Source organism: Tenacibaculum sp. DPLXC6, assembly GCF_056815515.1.
This window is the reverse complement of record NZ_CP141806.1, coordinates 1,365,890-1,383,146: the sequence shown is the minus strand read 5'-3', so window position 1 is coordinate 1,383,146 and position 17,257 is coordinate 1,365,890. Positions and strand designations below refer to the sequence as shown.

Genomic DNA, 17,257 nt, shown 5'->3' with positions numbered 1-17,257 from the left:
ATATTTAGAAATGGCAATTACTAGAAAGCAAAAAGAAGCTCGTGCTAAGGTAGATAGCTCTAAAGTTTATAGCTTACAAGATGCATCAGCATTAGTTAAAGAGATTACAAACGTAAAATTTGACGCATCTGTAGACTTAGCAGTACGTTTAGGAGTAGATCCTCGTAAAGCTAATCAAATGGTTCGTGGTGTTGTAACATTACCTCACGGAACAGGTAAAGATGTAAAAGTTTTAGCATTAGTTACTCCAGATAAAGAAGCAGAAGCTAAAGAAGCAGGAGCTGATTATGTTGGATTAGATGAATACCTTCAAAAAATTAAAGGAGGTTGGACTGATGTTGACGTTATTATTACTATGCCAAGTGTAATGGGTAAATTAGGTCCTTTAGGACGTGTATTAGGTCCTCGTGGTTTAATGCCTAACCCAAAAACTGGTACAGTAACTATGGATGTTGCAAAAGCAGTACAAGAAGTAAAAGCTGGTAAAATCGACTTTAAAGTAGATAAAACAGGTATTGTACACGCTGCAATCGGAAAAGCATCTTTCGATGCTACGAAGATTGAAGAAAATGCAAATGAGTTATTACAAACATTAATTAAATTAAAGCCAACAGCAGCAAAAGGAACATATATTAAGAGCATTTTCATGTCTTCTACAATGAGTCCTAGTGTTGCTATAGATGTAAAATCTGTATCGTAAGGCAGTTAAAACTTTTTAATTATGACTAGAGAGGAAAAATCACAGGTAATACAAGATTTAACAGCACAATTAGCAGATACAAGTACCATCTATTTAGCAGATATTTCTGGTTTAGATGCAGCAACTACATCTAACTTACGTAGAGCTTGTTTTAAAGCAAACGTACAATTGGCTGTTGTAAAAAACACATTGCTTTCAAAAGCAATGGAAGCTTCTGATAAAGATTTTGGAGAGTTACCAGATGTATTAAAAGGAAACACTTCAATGTTAATTGCTGAGGCAGCTAATGCGCCAGCAAAAGTTATCAAAGAGTTCAGAAAAAAATCAAAAGATCGTCCTTTATTAAAAGGAGCGTATGTTGAAGAAGCAGTTTATATTGGAGATGAACAATTAGATGCTCTTGTTAACATCAAATCTAAAGAAGAACTTATTGGAGATATCATTACATTATTACAATCTCCTGCTAAAAATGTTGTTTCAGCATTACAATCAGGTGGTGGTAAGTTATCAGGTATCTTAAAGACATTATCAGAAAAATAATTTCGCGCACTAATAAACTAAATAAATAAAATTTTTAAAAAACAATTAAAATGGCAGATTTAAAAGATTTCGCAGAACAATTAGTTAACTTAACAGTAAAAGAAGTTAATGAATTAGCTGATATTTTAAAAGAAGAGTATGGTATTGAGCCAGCAGCAGCTGCAGTAGCAGTAGCAGGACCAGCAGCAGGTGGTGGAGATGCAGCTGAAGAAAAAACTGAGTTTGATGTAATCTTAAAAGCAGCAGGAGGTTCTAAATTAGCAGTTGTAAAATTAGTTAAAGAATTAACTGGATTAGGATTAAAAGAAGCTAAAGGTATTGTAGATAGCGCACCAGCACCAATTAAAGAAGCAGTATCTAAAGATGAGGCAGAAGGTCTTAAGAAGTCTTTAGAAGAAGCAGGAGCTGAGGTAGAGCTTAAGTAAGCTATACTCCCGAATTATAAAAAAACGGGAAAAAACAATAAAGGTTTAGGTACTAAAAACTTATGTTTTTAGGCCTAAACCATTTTGTGTATATATTCGTTCTTTATTTTTCACAATTTGCAGAATTGTGAATTTACGATTATAAAGTGCTGATTTTTAATCAGTAACAGCAATTAAAATTGCAGTATTGAAACTGTTAAGTTTCAAAAATAATATTTTTAATTAAAAATAGCATCTCTTTTGGCAACGATAAATACTACTGAAAGAATTAACTTCGCGTCATCGCAGTTAGGAGCTGATTATCCAGATTTTTTAGATATTCAGGTAAAATCTTTCCAAGATTTCTTCCAATTGCAAACTAAAGCTGAAGAGCGAGGAGAAGAAGGTTTGTATAAAACTTTCATGGATAACTTCCCGATTACAGATACACGTAATCAATTTGTATTAGAATTTTTAGACTACTTTGTAGATCCACCAAGATATAGCATCCAAGAATGTATAGAACGTGGATTAACTCACAGTGTACCTCTAAAAGCACGTTTAAAATTATATTGTACCGACCCAGAACACGAAGATTTCGAAACAATTGTTCAAGATGTTTATTTAGGTACAATTCCTTATATGACAAACTCTGGTACCTTTATTATAAATGGTGCAGAAAGAGTTGTAGTGTCACAATTACACCGTTCACCAGGTGTATTCTTTGGGCAATCTTTTCACGCTAACGGAACCAAATTATACTCAGCAAGAGTAATTCCATTTAAAGGTTCTTGGATTGAATTTGCTACAGATATCAATCAAGTAATGTATGCTTATATTGATAGAAAGAAAAAATTACCAGTAACAACGTTATTCAGAGCCATAGGTTTTGAAAGAGATAAAGATATTTTAGAAATCTTTGATTTAGCTGAAGAAGTAAAAGTTTCTAAAGCTGGATTAAAGAAAGTATTAGGGCGTAAATTAGCAGCAAGAGTATTAAAAACTTGGCACGAAGATTTCGTAGATGAAGATACAGGAGAAGTTGTATCTATTGAGCGTAACGAAATTATTTTCGACCGTGATACTATTATAGAAAAAGAACATATTGATGAAATAATCGAATCTGGAGCTAAAACTGTATTATTACATAAAGAAGATAACCAGCAAGCAGATTATGCCATCATTCATAATACATTACAAAAAGACCCTACAAACTCAGAAAAAGAGGCTGTAGAGCATGTATATAGACAATTACGTAATGCTGAACCGCCAGACGAGGAAACTGCAAGAGGAATTATTGAAAAATTATTCTTCTCAGAGCAACGTTATAGTTTAGGTGAGGTAGGACGTTTTAGAATGAATACTAAACTTGGTTTAGATGAAGATCTAGATCAAAAAGTATTAACTAAGAACGATATCATTACAATTATTAAGTATTTAATTGAGTTAATCAATTCAAAAGCTGAAGTAGATGATATCGATCACTTATCTAACCGTCGTGTTAGAACTGTTGGTGAACAATTAGCAGGTCAGTTTGGTGTAGGTTTAGCTCGTATGGCACGTACAATTCGTGAAAGAATGAATGTTCGTGATAACGAAGTATTTACTCCAATCGACTTAATTAACGCTAAGACGTTATCTTCAGTAATTAACTCTTTCTTTGGTACTAACCAGTTATCTCAGTTCATGGATCAAACCAACCCATTAGCAGAGATTACTCATAAGCGTCGTTTATCGGCATTAGGGCCTGGAGGTTTATCACGTGAAAGAGCAGGTTTCGAGGTTCGTGACGTTCACTATACACACTACGGTCGTTTATGTCCTATTGAAACACCTGAAGGACCAAACATTGGACTTATTTCTTCTTTAGCTGTTTATGCTAAAGTAAATAATATGGGATTCATTGAAACACCATATAAGAAAGTAGAAGAAGGAAGTGTTTTAGGAGAAGAGCCTATTTATTTAAGTGCTGAGGAGGAAGAAGGAATGAAGATTGCTCAATCCAACTTACCAATAGCAGAAGATGGTAAGATAGAGAGAGATAGAGTAATTGCACGTGAAGAAGGTGATTTCCCTGTTGAAAGCCCAGAAGCAATTAATTATATGGACGTTGCTCCAAACCAAATAGCTTCGATTTCAGCATCGTTAATTCCTTTCTTAGAACATGATGATGCGAACCGTGCATTGATGGGATCAAACATGATGCGTCAAGCAGTTCCATTATTACGTCCAGAATCTCCAATCGTAGGTACAGGTTTAGAACGTAGAGTAGCAAAAGACTCTCGTATCTTAATTAATGCTGAAGGAGCAGGAGTTGTTGAGTATGTAGATGCCAACAAAATTACAATTAAGTACGATAGAACAGAAGAAGAGCGAATGGTAAGCTTTGATTCTGATGAAAAATCTTATGACTTAATTAAGTTTAGAAAAACCAACCAAGGTACGAACATCAACTTGAAACCAATTGTAAAAGTAGGAGACAGAGTTGAAGAAGGACAAGTACTTTGTGAAGGATATGCAACACAAAAAGGAGAATTAGCTTTAGGTAGAAACATGAAAGTAGCCTTTATGCCTTGGAAAGGGTATAACTTTGAGGATGCGATTGTGATTTCTGAAAAAGTAGTTCGTGAAGATATTTTTACTTCTATCCACATTGATGAATACTCATTAGACGTTCGTGATACAAAATTAGGAGCAGAAGAGTTAACAAATGACATTCCTAACGTTTCAGAAGAGGCTACAAAAGACTTAGATGAAAACGGAATGATTCGTATCGGAGCAGAAGTTAATCCTGGTGATATCTTAATAGGTAAGATTACACCAAAAGGAGAATCTGATCCAACTCCAGAAGAAAAATTATTACGTGCTATTTTTGGTGATAAAGCGGGTGATGTAAAAGATGCATCATTAAAAGCTTCTCCATCGTTAAGAGGTGTAGTAATTAATAAAAAACTATTCAAACGCGCAGTAAAAGATAAAAATAAGCGTGCTCGTGATAAAGAAGCTATTTCAGCTTTAGAAGCGTCTTACGTGTCTAAGTTTGAAGGGTTAAAAGAAGTTTTAGTTGAGAAATTATTCAACTTAGTATCAGGAAAGACTTCTCAAGGAGTTTATAATGACTTAGGAGAAGAAGTTTTACCAAAAGGTAAAAAGTTTACACAAAAAATGTTAAACTCTGTTGAAGATTTTACACATTTAAGTGGAACATGGACTACTGATAAAGATTTAAATCAATTAGTTGTAGAATTAGTTCACAACTATAAAATTAAAGTAAACGACTTACAAGGAGTTTTACGTCGTGAGAAATTTACAATTTCTGTAGGAGACGAGTTACCAGCAGGAATCTTAAAACTTGCTAAAATTTACGTAGCTAAAAAACGTAAGTTAAAAGTAGGAGATAAGATGGCAGGACGTCACGGAAACAAAGGTATTGTTGCACGTATTGTACGTCAAGAAGATATGCCTTTCTTAGAAGACGGAACACCAGTAGATATCGTATTAAACCCATTAGGGGTACCATCTCGTATGAACATTGGTCAGATTTATGAAACTGTTCTTGGATGGGCAGGTCAAAAATTAGGTCAAAAATATGCGACACCTATTTTTGATGGTGCTAAAATAGATCAAATTAATGCTTTAACTGATGAAGCAGGAATACCACGTTACGGACATACATATTTATATGATGGAGGTACAGGTAAACGTTTTGATCAACCAGCAACAGTAGGAGTAATTTATATGATTAAGTTAGGTCACATGATTGAAGATAAAATGCACGCGCGTTCTATTGGACCTTACTCATTAATTACACAACAACCACTAGGAGGTAAAGCTCAGTTTGGAGGTCAGCGTTTTGGTGAGATGGAAGTTTGGGCACTTGAAGCATATGGTGCATCAAGTATCTTACGAGAAATCTTAACTGTTAAGTCTGATGACGTATTAGGTAGAGCAAAAACTTACGAGTCTATCGTTAAAGGAGAAGCAATGCCAGAACCAGGTTTACCAGAATCATTTAACGTATTAATGCACGAACTTAAAGGTTTAGGATTAGACGTTAAGTTAGAAGAATAATCACAGTGAAATGTCTCAGAGCAATAGCTCTGAGGCAAATCATTTTTTCAATATCAGTCTTATTACAAGACATTTATTTTTAATTCGAATCCATTATCATGGCAAGAAAAAACGAAAAATACACTGTTAAGAAGTTTAACAAAATTTCAATAGGTTTAGCATCACCTGAGTCTATTTTAGAGGCTTCTAAAGGAGAGGTGTTAAAACCAGAAACTATAAACTACCGTACACACAAACCAGAAAGAGATGGGTTATTTTGTGAGCGTATCTTTGGTCCTGTAAAAGACTATGAGTGTGCGTGTGGTAAATATAAAAGAATTCGATATAAAGGTATCGTTTGTGACCGTTGTGGTGTTGAAGTTACTGAGAAAAAAGTACGTAGAGATAGAGTAGGTCATATTAACTTAGTAGTACCAGTAGCACACATTTGGTACTTTAGATCATTACCTAACAAAATGGGATACCTTTTAGGTTTACCATCTAAGAAGTTAGATATGATTATTTACTACGAACGTTACGTAGTAATTCAACCAGGTATTGCTAAAAATGCCGAAGGAGAACCATTACAAAAAATGGACTTCTTAACTGAGGAAGAGTATTTAGATATCGTAGATGAACTTCCTCAAGAAAATATGTACTTAGAAGATTCTGACCCTAACAAGTTTATTGCTAAAATGGGAGCAGAGTGTTTAATTGATTTATTAGAAAGAATCGATTTAGACGAATTATCATACCAGTTACGTCATAAAGCAAATACTGAAACTTCTAAGCAGCGTAAAAATGAAGCATTAAAGCGTTTAAATGTTGTTGAAGCATTTAGAGATTCTCAAAAAAATAGAGAGAATAACCCAGAATGGATGATAATGAAGGTAGTTCCGGTAATTCCACCAGAGTTACGTCCGTTAGTTCCATTAGATGGTGGTCGTTTTGCTACTTCTGATTTAAATGATTTATATCGTCGTGTAATTATCCGTAACAATCGTTTAAAGCGATTAATGGAAATTAAAGCACCAGAAGTAATTTTACGTAACGAAAAACGTATGTTACAAGAATCAGTAGATTCATTATTTGATAACACACGTAAATCATCAGCAGTAAAAACAGAGTCTAACAGACCATTAAAATCATTATCTGATAGTTTAAAAGGTAAGCAAGGTCGTTTCCGTCAAAACTTATTAGGTAAACGTGTTGATTACTCTGCACGTTCTGTAATTGTTGTTGGACCAGAATTAAAATTATACGAATGTGGATTGCCAAAAGATATGGCAGCTGAATTATACAAACCTTTCGTTATTCGTAAGTTAATCGAAAGAGGTATTGTAAAAACAGTAAAATCTGCAAAGAAAATAATTGATAGAAAAGAACCAGTTGTTTGGGATATCTTAGAAAATGTAATTAAAGGACATCCAGTTTTATTAAACCGTGCTCCTACCTTACACCGTTTAGGTATTCAAGCTTTCCAACCAAAATTAATTGAAGGAAAAGCAATTCGTTTACACCCATTAGTATGTACGGCATTTAACGCCGATTTTGATGGGGATCAAATGGCGGTTCACTTACCATTAGGACCAGAAGCTATTTTAGAAGCGCAGTTATTAATGTTAGCTTCTCATAACGTTTTAAACCCTGCAAACGGAGCACCAATTACGGTACCGTCTCAGGATATGGTTTTAGGGTTATACTATATGACAAAAGAAAGAAAGTCAACTCCAGAAGTGCCTATTAAAGGTGAAGGATTAACTTTCTATTCTCCAGAAGAAGTTACTATTGCTTATAACGAAGACAGAGTAGACTTAAATGCTGGAATAAAAGTAAGAACTAAAGATTTTAATGAAAACGGAGAGTTAGTAACTCAAATAATTGAAACAACTGTTGGTAGAGTATTATTTAATGAAGTTGTACCAGAACAGGCAGGATATATTAATGAGGTATTAACAAAGAAATCATTACGTGGAATTATTGGTAATATCTTAAAAGTAACAGATATTCCATCAATAGGTAAGTTCTTAGATGATATTAAAGGAATGGGATATAAGTTCGCCTTCCAAGGTGGATTATCTTTCTCATTAGGAGATATCATTATCCCAGAAGAAAAACATAGCATGATTGCTGAAGCTAATAAAGAAGTGGATGGAATCGTTATGAACTATAACATGGGTATGTTAACGCAAAAAGAGCGTTATAATCAGGTAATTGATGTTTGGGGATCTACTAATAATAGATTGACCGAATTATCAATGAAACGTTTACGTGAAGATCAACAAGGATTTAACTCTGTATTTATGATGTTAGATTCTGGAGCACGTGGATCGAAAGAGCAGATTCGTCAGTTAACAGGTATGCGTGGATTAATGGCGAAACCTAAAAAATCGACTGCAGGAGGTGGAGAAATTATTGAAAACCCAATTTTATCGAACTTTAAAGAAGGTTTATCAATTTTAGAGTACTTTATCTCAACGCACGGTGCACGTAAAGGTCTTGCCGATACCGCATTAAAAACAGCCGATGCAGGATATTTAACACGTCGTTTAGTAGATGTGTCTCAAGATGTAATCGTTAACGAAGAAGATTGTGGTACATTAAGAGGATTAGAAGTTTCTCCATTAAAGAAAAACGATGAAATCGTTGAACCTTTAAGTGAAAGAATTTCAGGGCGTACAGCATTATATGATGTTTATGCACCAGCATCAGATGAATTATTAGTTGAAGCAGGTGAGTTAATAACACCAATCTTAGCTGACAAAATTGAAGCTGCGGGAGTAGATAAAGTAGAAGTTCGTTCAGCATTAACATGTGAATCTGAAAGAGGAATTTGTGAAAAATGTTACGGACAAAGTTTATCAACAGGTCAAAAAGTTCAAAGAGGTGAGGCAGTTGGTGTAATTGCAGCACAGTCTATTGGAGAGCCTGGTACACAGTTAACATTACGTACATTCCACGTTGGAGGGGTAGCAGGAAACATCTCAGAAGATAACAAGTTAATCTCTAAATTCGATGGATCTGTAACAATTGATGATTTACGTACTGTAAAAGGTAAAGATTCAGCAGGAGAAGAAGTAGATATCGTTATTTCTCGTACTGCAGAAATTAAAATTACTGATAAGAAAACAGGAATTGTATTAAGTACTAACATTATTCCTTACGGTTCTATCATCTTTGATAAAGATAGAAAGACAATTAAGAAAGGAGATGCAGTATGTCAATGGGATCCATTTAACGGAGTTATTGTTTCTGAGTTTGGAGGAAAAGTTAAGTTTGACAACTTAGAACAAGGAATTAACTACTCTGTTGAAATAGATGAACAAACAGGTTTCCAAGAAAAAGTAATTACTGATTCTAAGAACAAGAAAATTATTCCTTCATTAATTATTGAAGATGCAGATGGTAATGCTTTACGTTCGTACAGTTTACCAGTAGGAGCACACTTAATGGTAAGTGATGGAGATAAAGTAGAGTCAGGTAAAACATTAGTTAAGATTCCTCGTAAGTCTGGTAAAGCAGGAGATATTACAGGAGGTTTACCACGTGTAACAGAGTTATTCGAAGCACGTAACCCTTCTAATCCAGCTGTAGTAGCACAAATTGATGGGGTTGTATCATTTGGTAAAATTAAGCGTGGTAACCGTGAAATTATTATCGAATCTAAAACAGGAGAGATTAAGAAATACTTAATTAAGTTATCTAATCAAATCTTAGTTCAAGAAAACGACTTTATCAAAGCAGGAATGCCTTTATCTGATGGAGCAATTACTCCTATTGATATTTTAAATATCAAAGGACCTTCAGCAGTTCAAGAATACTTAGTTAACGAAATTCAAGAAGTATATCGTTTACAAGGGGTAAAAATTAATGACAAGCATTTCGAAGTAGTAGTACGTCAAATGATGCGTAAAGTTAGAATTATTGATTCAGGAGATACTTTATTCTTAGAAAATCAATTAGTTCATAAAACTGATTTCATCAAAGAAAATGACGCTATTTACGGAATGAAAGTTGTTGAAGATGCTGGAGATTCTGCAAACTTAAAACCAGGACAAATAGTTTCAGCTCGTCAATTAAGAGATGAAAACTCTTTATTGCGTAGAGAAGATAAAAACTTAGTAGTAGCACGTGATGCTCAACCAGCAACAGCTGAGCAAGTATTACAAGGTATTACAAGAGCATCGTTACAAACGAAGTCATTTATCTCAGCTGCATCATTCCAGGAAACAACTAAAGTATTAAATGAAGCCGCTGTAAATGGTAAAATTGATACCTTAGAAGGATTAAAAGAAAATGTAATTGTTGGTAAACGTATACCAGCAGGTACAGGAATGAGAGCTTACGAAGATATCGTAGTTGGACCTAAGGATGAGATTGAACAAAGTTTATAAAAACTTAAGTTTATAAATAATATCAAGGGTTTAGAGTTCTTAGAACTCTAAACCCTTATTTTTTAATTAAATAATATTAAGAGACTTAATTATGGAAGATAATAAGAAAGAACCACAATTAAATATAGAGTTAGATCAAGAAATAGCAGAAGGAACTTATAGTAATTTAGCTATTATAAACCATTCTGTATCAGAATTTATTGTTGATTTTATAAATATTATGCCAGGAGTTCCAAAAGCAAAAGTAAAATCAAGAATTATTTTAACTCCACAGCATGCAAAACGTTTGTCAAAAGCTTTAGCAGACAATATTCGTAAGTTTGAACAAGCTCATGGAGAAATAAAAGATTATGAGCAACCACCAATTCCAATGAATTTTGGAGGTACTACAGGAGAAGCTTAAAAGCAATAAAAAATCGTCTATTTAGACGATTTTTTGTTTGTAATAATAATATTAATAAGGTTTAAAAACCTTCAGAAAGTTCTTTTAGAGCTTTCACATCAGTTATAAAGATTTCTTTACCTTTTAAATCAATTAGTTTTTTCTTTTTAAATTCAGAAAGTAAACGAATAGCACTTTCAGTTGCTGTACCTATAATATTAGCTATATCTTCTCTTGATAAATTAATATTTATAGAGCCATTTTCGTTTTTATCAAACTTTGAGTCTAGTAATAATAGAGTAGCAGCCAAACGTTGTTTAACGGTCTTTTGAGCCATATCTACAATAACATCATCAGCTTTCTTTAAAGAATTGGCCATTTTCTTTAAAACGTCCATAGAAAAGTTAGAGTTATTTTCTAAATCTCTAAGAATTTCGTCTTTAGGAATAAAGCAAACCTCCATGTCATTCACAGCAATAGCTTTTAAGTTTGAAGCCTCATTGTTTATTAAACTACGCTCACCTAAAATATCACCTTTTCTTATTAAGTGAATAATTTGGTCTCTACCATTATCACTCATTTTAGACACTTTACAAACACCATCTTTAACACAAAAAACACCATTAATATATTCGCCTTCATCAAAAAGGACTTCTCCTTTTTTAATTTTTTTAGACGTTTTACAGCCAGTAATTCTTATCAATTCATCTTTTGTTAAAGCTTTCAAAGAATTAAATTCTCGAATGATACATTGCTCACACTTGCTCATAGATATGCCCTTTTTTTATTACTCAAATATACGGAAAACCTGACAATTATCATGTTTTAAATTGATATCTTATCGGACATTTGTACTAGGCAAAAGAGTAAATATGGAAAGCACAACATGTTTTCATTGTGGTAACGAGTGCGATACAAAAACAATTACAATAGAAGAAAAATTTTTCTGTTGTAATGGATGTAAAACAGTTTATGAAATTTTTTCAGAGAACGATTTAACTTGTTATTACGATTTTCAAAACAACCCAGGAGCAATACCTGAAGAGATACAAGGAAAATACGATTTCTTGGACAATGAGTCTATTGTAGATAAACTATTAGAGTTTAACGATGGTAATGTACAAGTAGTAAATTTATATATTCCACATATACATTGTAGTTCATGTATTTGGGTATTAGAAAATTTACACAAACTACAAGAGTATGTGTCTTCATCTCAAGTTAATTTTCCTAAGAAAACAGTACGAATTACTTTTAATTCAGAAAAAACATCACTTAAAGAAATAGTATTGTTACTAAGTTCTATAGGATATGAGCCTTATATAAGTCTTGAGGATTACGAGGTAGGTAAAAAGAAAGTAGACCATAGTTTAATTTATAAATTAGGAATAGCAGGTTTTGCCTTTGGAAATGTGATGTTCTTGTCGTTTCCAGAGTACTTTGAGGTATCAGAATATTGGTTAGAACAATACAAAGGAATCTTCCGTTGGTTAATGTTTATATTTTCCCTCCCAGTAGTTTTTTATGCAGGACAGGATTATTTTATTTCAGCTTATAAAGGAGTTCGGTCAAAAATTTTAAATATCGACGTTCCTATTGCTTTAGGAATCTTAGTATTATTCGTACGAAGTACAGCAGAAATAGTTCTTGATTTAGGGACAGGTTTTTTTGATAGTTTAACAGGATTGGTGTTCTTTTTATTGCTAGGGAAATTTTTTCAGCAAAAGACCTATAACTTTCTTTCATTTGAACGCGATTATAAGTCATACTTCCCAATTGCAGTAACAAAGATAACTACCGATAAAAAAGAAGAGAATACTCAAATTTATGAGGTAAAAAAAGGAGATAGGTTATTAATTAGAAATCAGGAATTAATTCCTGTTGATGGAATTTTAATTAACGGAGAAGCAAAAATTGATTACAGTTTTGTTACAGGTGAAGCCATTCCTGTAAATAAAAAGTCAGGAGATAAATTATTTGCAGGAGGAAAACAACTGTCAGGAAGTATAGAAATGGAAGTGCTAGCTTCAGTTTCACAGAGTTATTTAACACAGTTATGGAGTAACGATGTATTTCAAAAAGATAAAAACTCATCATTTAAAACCTTAACAGATAAAATCAGTAAAAACTTTACCATAATTGTACTGTCTATAGCGTTTTTATCTACAGCTTTTTGGTTGTATTACGATTCAAGTGTAGCATTAAACGTATTTACATCAGTATTAATTATAGCGTGTCCATGTGCAATAGCATTAGCAGCACCGTTTACTTTAGGGAATATTTTACGAATTTTTGGAAGAAAGAAGTTCTATTTAAAAAATGCTACAGTCGTAGAGCAGTTAGCTGCTGTAAATTCAGTTATTTTTGATAAAACAGGTACACTTACTACTAATAAAGAGAATACAATAACATATGAAGGAGAAGACTTAGATAAAACTCAAAAAGCGATATTAAAAAGTGCATTAAGATCTTCAAATCATCCACTGAGTAGAATGCTATACACTTCCTTAGAAGAAGAAATATTACCAGTTGAAGACTATCAAGAACATGTTGGAAAAGGAATTGAAGCAAGCTATAAGCACACAACTTTAAAAATAGGCTCATCATCATTTGTGAAAAACGCAAAAGAACAAGCAAATCTTGATACTTCTGTTAATATTAGTGTAAATAATGAGTACAAAGGAAAGTATGTATTTAAGAATGCTTATAGAAAAGGAGTTAAAGAGTTGTTTTCTAACTTAACTAAAAAATATAGTCTATCAGTAGTTTCAGGAGATAATGAAGGAGAAAAGAAATTTTTAGAAAAGTTATTGCCAAAGGAAACTACATTTTTATTCAATCAAAAACCTCAAGATAAATTACACTACGTAGAAGAATTACAAGAGAAAAAGAAAAGTGTATTGATGATAGGTGATGGATTAAACGATGCAGGAGCGCTAGCGCAAAGTAATGTAGGGGTAGCGTTATCAGAAAATATAAATGTATTTTCTCCTGCTTGTGATGCTATTTTAGATGCTACAAAATTTAGTGAGATAGGCAATTATATTAAAGCATCGCAAAAAGCAATAAAAATTATTAAATATTGCTTTTTATTATCTTTAATGTACAATATTGTAGGGCTTTATTTTGCAGTAACTGGTCAACTAATGCCAGTAATAGCTGCAATTTTAATGCCGTTGAGTTCAATTAGTGTGGTAGTGTTTACAACTATAGCTACCAATATTTTAGGAAGAAAAATAAAATAAAAAGATGCAGATTAATAAATATATAGATCATACGTTACTAAAAGCCACAGCTACAAAAACTGATATTATAAAACTATGCAATGAAGCTAAAGAGTATGACTTTTATGCAGTTTGTGTAAATGGATGTAATGTAGAGTTAGCAGCCAAAGAATTAAAAGGTTCAGATGTAAAAGTAGCAGCAGTAATAGGTTTTCCATTAGGAGCAATGACTACAGAAACTAAAGTTTTTGAAGCTAAAAACTGTATAAAAAATGGAGCTTCAGAAATAGATATGGTTATTAATATAGGCAAGTTGTTAGAAGGAGATGAAGATTATGTAGAAAACGAAATTCGATTAATTAAAGAAGCGATAGGAGAAAATACCTTAAAGGTAATTTTTGAAAACTGTTATTTATCAAAAGAGCAAATTAAAGTAGCAAGTCAATTAGCTGTTGAAGCTGGGGCTGATTTTGTGAAAACGTCTACAGGTTTTGGTACTGGAGGAGCAACCTTTGAAGACGTTGCAATAATGGATAGCGTTGTAGATGGAAAAGCGCAAATTAAAGCAGCTGGAGGTATTAGAGATATAGAAACGGCTAGGAAATATATAGAAAATGGAGTAACTCGTTTAGGAACCTCTTCAGGAGTAGCTTTAGTAACTAGCGGTGTTTCTGATAAAAACCAATATTAAAAACCGAATCTTAATAGTTCAAAACCTAAAAAAAGTAAAGAATGAGCATACATATAGAAGCAAAAAAAGGAGAAATAGCAGAAACTGTTTTATTACCAGGTGATCCTATGCGTGCAAAATGGATTGCAGAGACATTTTTGGAAAATCCAGTTTGTTATAACGATGTTCGAGGTATGTTAGGATTCACAGGAACCTATAAAGGAAAACGAATTTCCGTACAAGGAACAGGAATGGGAATTCCTTCTGCTTTAATTTATGCTCATGAATTAATTAATGAATATGGGGTTAAAAACTTAATAAGAGTAGGTTCTGCGGGGTCGTATCAAAAAGAAGTAAAAATTCGAGATATTGTTATTGCTATGGCAGCTTCTACAAATTCAGGATTAAATACCATCCGTTTTAACGGAGCTGATTTTGCGCCAACAGCAAGTTTTGAGTTGTTTCAAAAAGCTGTAGATGCAGCAAAAGAAAAAGGAATTCCATTAAAGGCTGGAAACATTTTAAGCTCAGATGAATTTTATGCAGATGAATTTGAAAGCTATAAAAAATGGGCAGACTATGGTGTATTGTGTGTTGAAATGGAAACCAACGGATTGTATACAGTTGCAGCAAAGCATAAAGTAAACGCATTATCAATTTTAACCATTTCAGATAGTTTGGTTACAGGAGAAAGAACCACAGCTGATGAAAGAGAACAAACCTTTAAAGAAATGATTGAAATTGCTCTAGAGTTGGCGTAATGTCAGTTAGAGTGATTTTATTGAAGAATGAAACAAAATAGTATTAAGAACATGAATTCACTTATTCAAAAATATAACATTCCAGGACCTAGATATACAAGTTATCCAACAGTTCCATATTGGGATAACGAAACATTTTCAAAAGAAAAATGGATAGAAACTTTTAAGCGTTCGTTTATAGAAAGCAATTCCTCAGAAGGAATTAGCTTATATATTCATTTACCATTTTGTGAGAGTTTATGTACGTTTTGTGCTTGTCATAAGCATATTACAAAACGTCATGAAATGGAAGATCCGTATATAAAAACCGTTTTAAAAGAGTGGCAGTTATATGTTGATTTAGTTGACGAAACCCCTGTAATAAAAGAAATTCATTTAGGTGGAGGAACACCAACGTTCTTTTCAGAAAAACAATTAAAAAGGTTAATTGATGGAATTTTTATCAATGCTGAAAAACATCCAGACCACGAGTTTAGTTTTGAAGGGCATCCAAACAATACTACAAAAGAACACTTGCAAACATTGTACAATTTAGGTTTTACAAGAGTAAGTTTTGGAGTACAAGATTATAATCCAAAAGTACAAGAAGCTATTCATAGAGTACAACCTTTTGAAAACGTAGAAAAAGTACACAATTGGGCAAAAGAAATAGGTTATACGTCTATTAGTCATGACTTAGTATTTGGACTTCCATTCCAAACAAAAGAAAACGTAATTCATACTATTAATAAAACAAAAGAATTAGAACCCGATAGAATTTCATTTTATAGTTACGCGCATGTTCCATGGGTAAAAGGAGTAGGGCAACGTGGATTTAATGAAGATGATTTGCCAAAAAATGAAGAAAAACGCGAGTTGTATGAAATAGGTAAAGAATTATTTGCCGAAATGGGTTATGTAGAAATTGGAATGGATCATTTCGCCTTAGCTACCGATAGTTTATACAAAGCCACCCAAGAAAAAACATTGCACCGCAATTTTATGGGATACACTGCAAACAAAACACAGTTAATGGTAGGTTTAGGAATGTCGTCAATCTCTGATTCTTGGTATGGATTTGCACAAAATGTAAAAACTGTAAAAGAGTATGAAAGAATTGTAAACGAAGGAGAAATACCTGTGTTTAGAGGGCATATATTATCGGAAGAAGACTTAATAATAAGAAAACATATTTTAAATATTATGTGTCATTTCTCCACTTCGTGGGAAGAAGAGCAATTACAAATAAAAAATGTAGAAACACATATAGGAAAGTTAGAAGAAATGATAGATGATGGTTTGGTTTCTATTGAAGGGAAAAAGTTAACAGTTCCTGAAAAGGCAAGACCCTATGTACGTAATATTTGTATGGCATTTGACAAGAAATTACATGAAAAACAACCAGAAACAAAATTGTTTTCAATGACTATTTAATTAGTTGGTAATTAGTGTTTTGTGGTGGTTTTTGTTGTGTTTTTACTAAAAAAATGATTAAATTTGAGTAAACCTAAAAACCAGACGTCATGAAATCATTTGAAGTAAATTGGTCAAAGGAAGAGCTACAAACCTATGTTTTTATCTATTGTATTAATGCAGATTATAAAGAAACAAAAGAAGAACTCGAAGCCATTTCTTTAAGAACGAACCAAGAAACGTACAAAAAGATGCATGAAGAGTTTGAAAAAGATAATGACTATGCTAGCATTCAAAAAATTAATGAATCACTCAAAAAATTAAACTACGGTAAAGAAGAAATAAATCAGCTATTCGAAGAAATAAAAGAATTATTTCTATCAGATGGTAGCTATGCTATTTTAGAGAAAAACCTTCTAATGGGTTTACAAAGATTACTTAAATAAAGAGAACGCAAGTTCTCTTTATTTTTTTGAAAAAAAAACTCAAACATGACAAAAGTCATATTTTAAGAAAACCTTCACAGTTACCTTTGAACTATAATTATCAGGCAAGATATGAGCGTTATTTACTTACTACTATCACTAAGTATTTTAGTGGCTATTATTTTCTTTATAGCATTTATTGTTTCAGTAAAAAAAGGGCAGTACGATGATTCGTACACGCCATCAGTTCGCATGTTGTTTGATGATGAACTGGTAAAAGAAGAAACAAAGAACTAACAATTAACAATAGATATT

At 32.8% G+C, this 17,257-nt stretch carries 13 protein-coding genes; 12 read left to right on the top strand and 1 reads right to left on the bottom strand.

Annotation, left to right across the window (positions count from 1 at the left end; all coding sequences use genetic code 11):
• The first annotated feature begins 10 nt into the window (after positions 1-10).
• From rplA to VCM48_RS06125, 6 genes are all read left to right on the top strand, one after another.
• Positions 11-700 carry a 50S ribosomal protein L1 gene (rplA, locus tag VCM48_RS06150; RefSeq protein ID WP_099214074.1) on the top strand — a complete coding sequence of 230 codons (690 nt, stop codon included), beginning with the start codon at positions 11-13 and terminating at the stop codon, positions 698-700.
• 21 nt (positions 701-721) lie between these two features.
• A complete protein-coding gene (gene rplJ / locus VCM48_RS06145; protein ID WP_274640336.1) occupies positions 722-1,240 on the top strand; it encodes a 50S ribosomal protein L10 in 519 nt (172 codons plus the stop codon).
• A gap of 50 nt (positions 1,241-1,290) precedes the next feature.
• On the top strand, positions 1,291-1,665 hold the full coding sequence (gene rplL, locus VCM48_RS06140; protein WP_099214076.1) for a 50S ribosomal protein L7/L12: 375 nt from the start codon (positions 1,291-1,293) through the stop codon (positions 1,663-1,665).
• 240 nt (positions 1,666-1,905) lie between these two features.
• The gene (rpoB, locus tag VCM48_RS06135; protein WP_274640335.1) at positions 1,906-5,715 is read left to right on the top strand and encodes a DNA-directed RNA polymerase subunit beta; all 3,810 of its coding nucleotides are present in this window, start codon (positions 1,906-1,908) and stop codon (positions 5,713-5,715) included.
• Between the two features lie 98 nt (positions 5,716-5,813).
• Positions 5,814-10,088, top strand: coding sequence for a DNA-directed RNA polymerase subunit beta' (gene rpoC / locus VCM48_RS06130; protein ID WP_274640334.1), 4,275 nt, complete (start codon positions 5,814-5,816; stop codon positions 10,086-10,088).
• 91 nt (positions 10,089-10,179) lie between these two features.
• Positions 10,180-10,491 carry a DUF3467 domain-containing protein gene (locus VCM48_RS06125; RefSeq protein ID WP_047790111.1) on the top strand — a complete coding sequence of 104 codons (312 nt, stop codon included), beginning with the start codon at positions 10,180-10,182 and terminating at the stop codon, positions 10,489-10,491.
• Positions 10,492-10,552: 61 nt separating this feature from the next.
• On the opposite strand, the gene VCM48_RS06120 is transcribed toward VCM48_RS06125, so the two are convergent.
• Positions 10,553-11,239, bottom strand: a complete 687-nt coding sequence (locus VCM48_RS06120; protein WP_274640326.1) for a Crp/Fnr family transcriptional regulator — start codon at positions 11,237-11,239, stop codon at positions 10,553-10,555.
• A gap of 103 nt (positions 11,240-11,342) precedes the next feature.
• Between VCM48_RS06120 and VCM48_RS06115 the strand changes: the two genes are divergently transcribed.
• The 6 genes from VCM48_RS06115 to ccoS all read left to right on the top strand — a co-directional run bounded on the left by VCM48_RS06115 (position 11,343) and on the right by ccoS (position 17,239).
• Positions 11,343-13,715, top strand: coding sequence for a heavy metal translocating P-type ATPase (locus VCM48_RS06115; protein WP_482271998.1), 2,373 nt, complete (start codon positions 11,343-11,345; stop codon positions 13,713-13,715).
• Between the two features lie 4 nt (positions 13,716-13,719).
• Positions 13,720-14,385, top strand: a complete 666-nt coding sequence (gene deoC / locus VCM48_RS06110; protein WP_482271997.1) for a deoxyribose-phosphate aldolase — start codon at positions 13,720-13,722, stop codon at positions 14,383-14,385.
• A gap of 41 nt (positions 14,386-14,426) precedes the next feature.
• Entirely contained in the window at positions 14,427-15,125 is a 699-nt protein-coding gene (deoD, locus tag VCM48_RS06105; RefSeq protein ID WP_121148342.1) for a purine-nucleoside phosphorylase, read from the top strand.
• A 51-nt stretch (positions 15,126-15,176) separates the two neighbouring features.
• The gene (hemN, locus tag VCM48_RS06100; RefSeq protein WP_482271996.1) at positions 15,177-16,538 is read left to right on the top strand and encodes an oxygen-independent coproporphyrinogen III oxidase; all 1,362 of its coding nucleotides are present in this window, start codon (positions 15,177-15,179) and stop codon (positions 16,536-16,538) included.
• An 89-nt stretch (positions 16,539-16,627) separates the two neighbouring features.
• On the top strand, positions 16,628-16,963 hold the full coding sequence (locus VCM48_RS06095; protein ID WP_274640321.1) for a hypothetical protein: 336 nt from the start codon (positions 16,628-16,630) through the stop codon (positions 16,961-16,963).
• A 111-nt stretch (positions 16,964-17,074) separates the two neighbouring features.
• A complete protein-coding gene (ccoS, locus tag VCM48_RS06090; protein WP_073184498.1) occupies positions 17,075-17,239 on the top strand; it encodes a cbb3-type cytochrome oxidase assembly protein CcoS in 165 nt (54 codons plus the stop codon).
• Positions 17,240-17,257 lie beyond the last annotated feature (18 nt).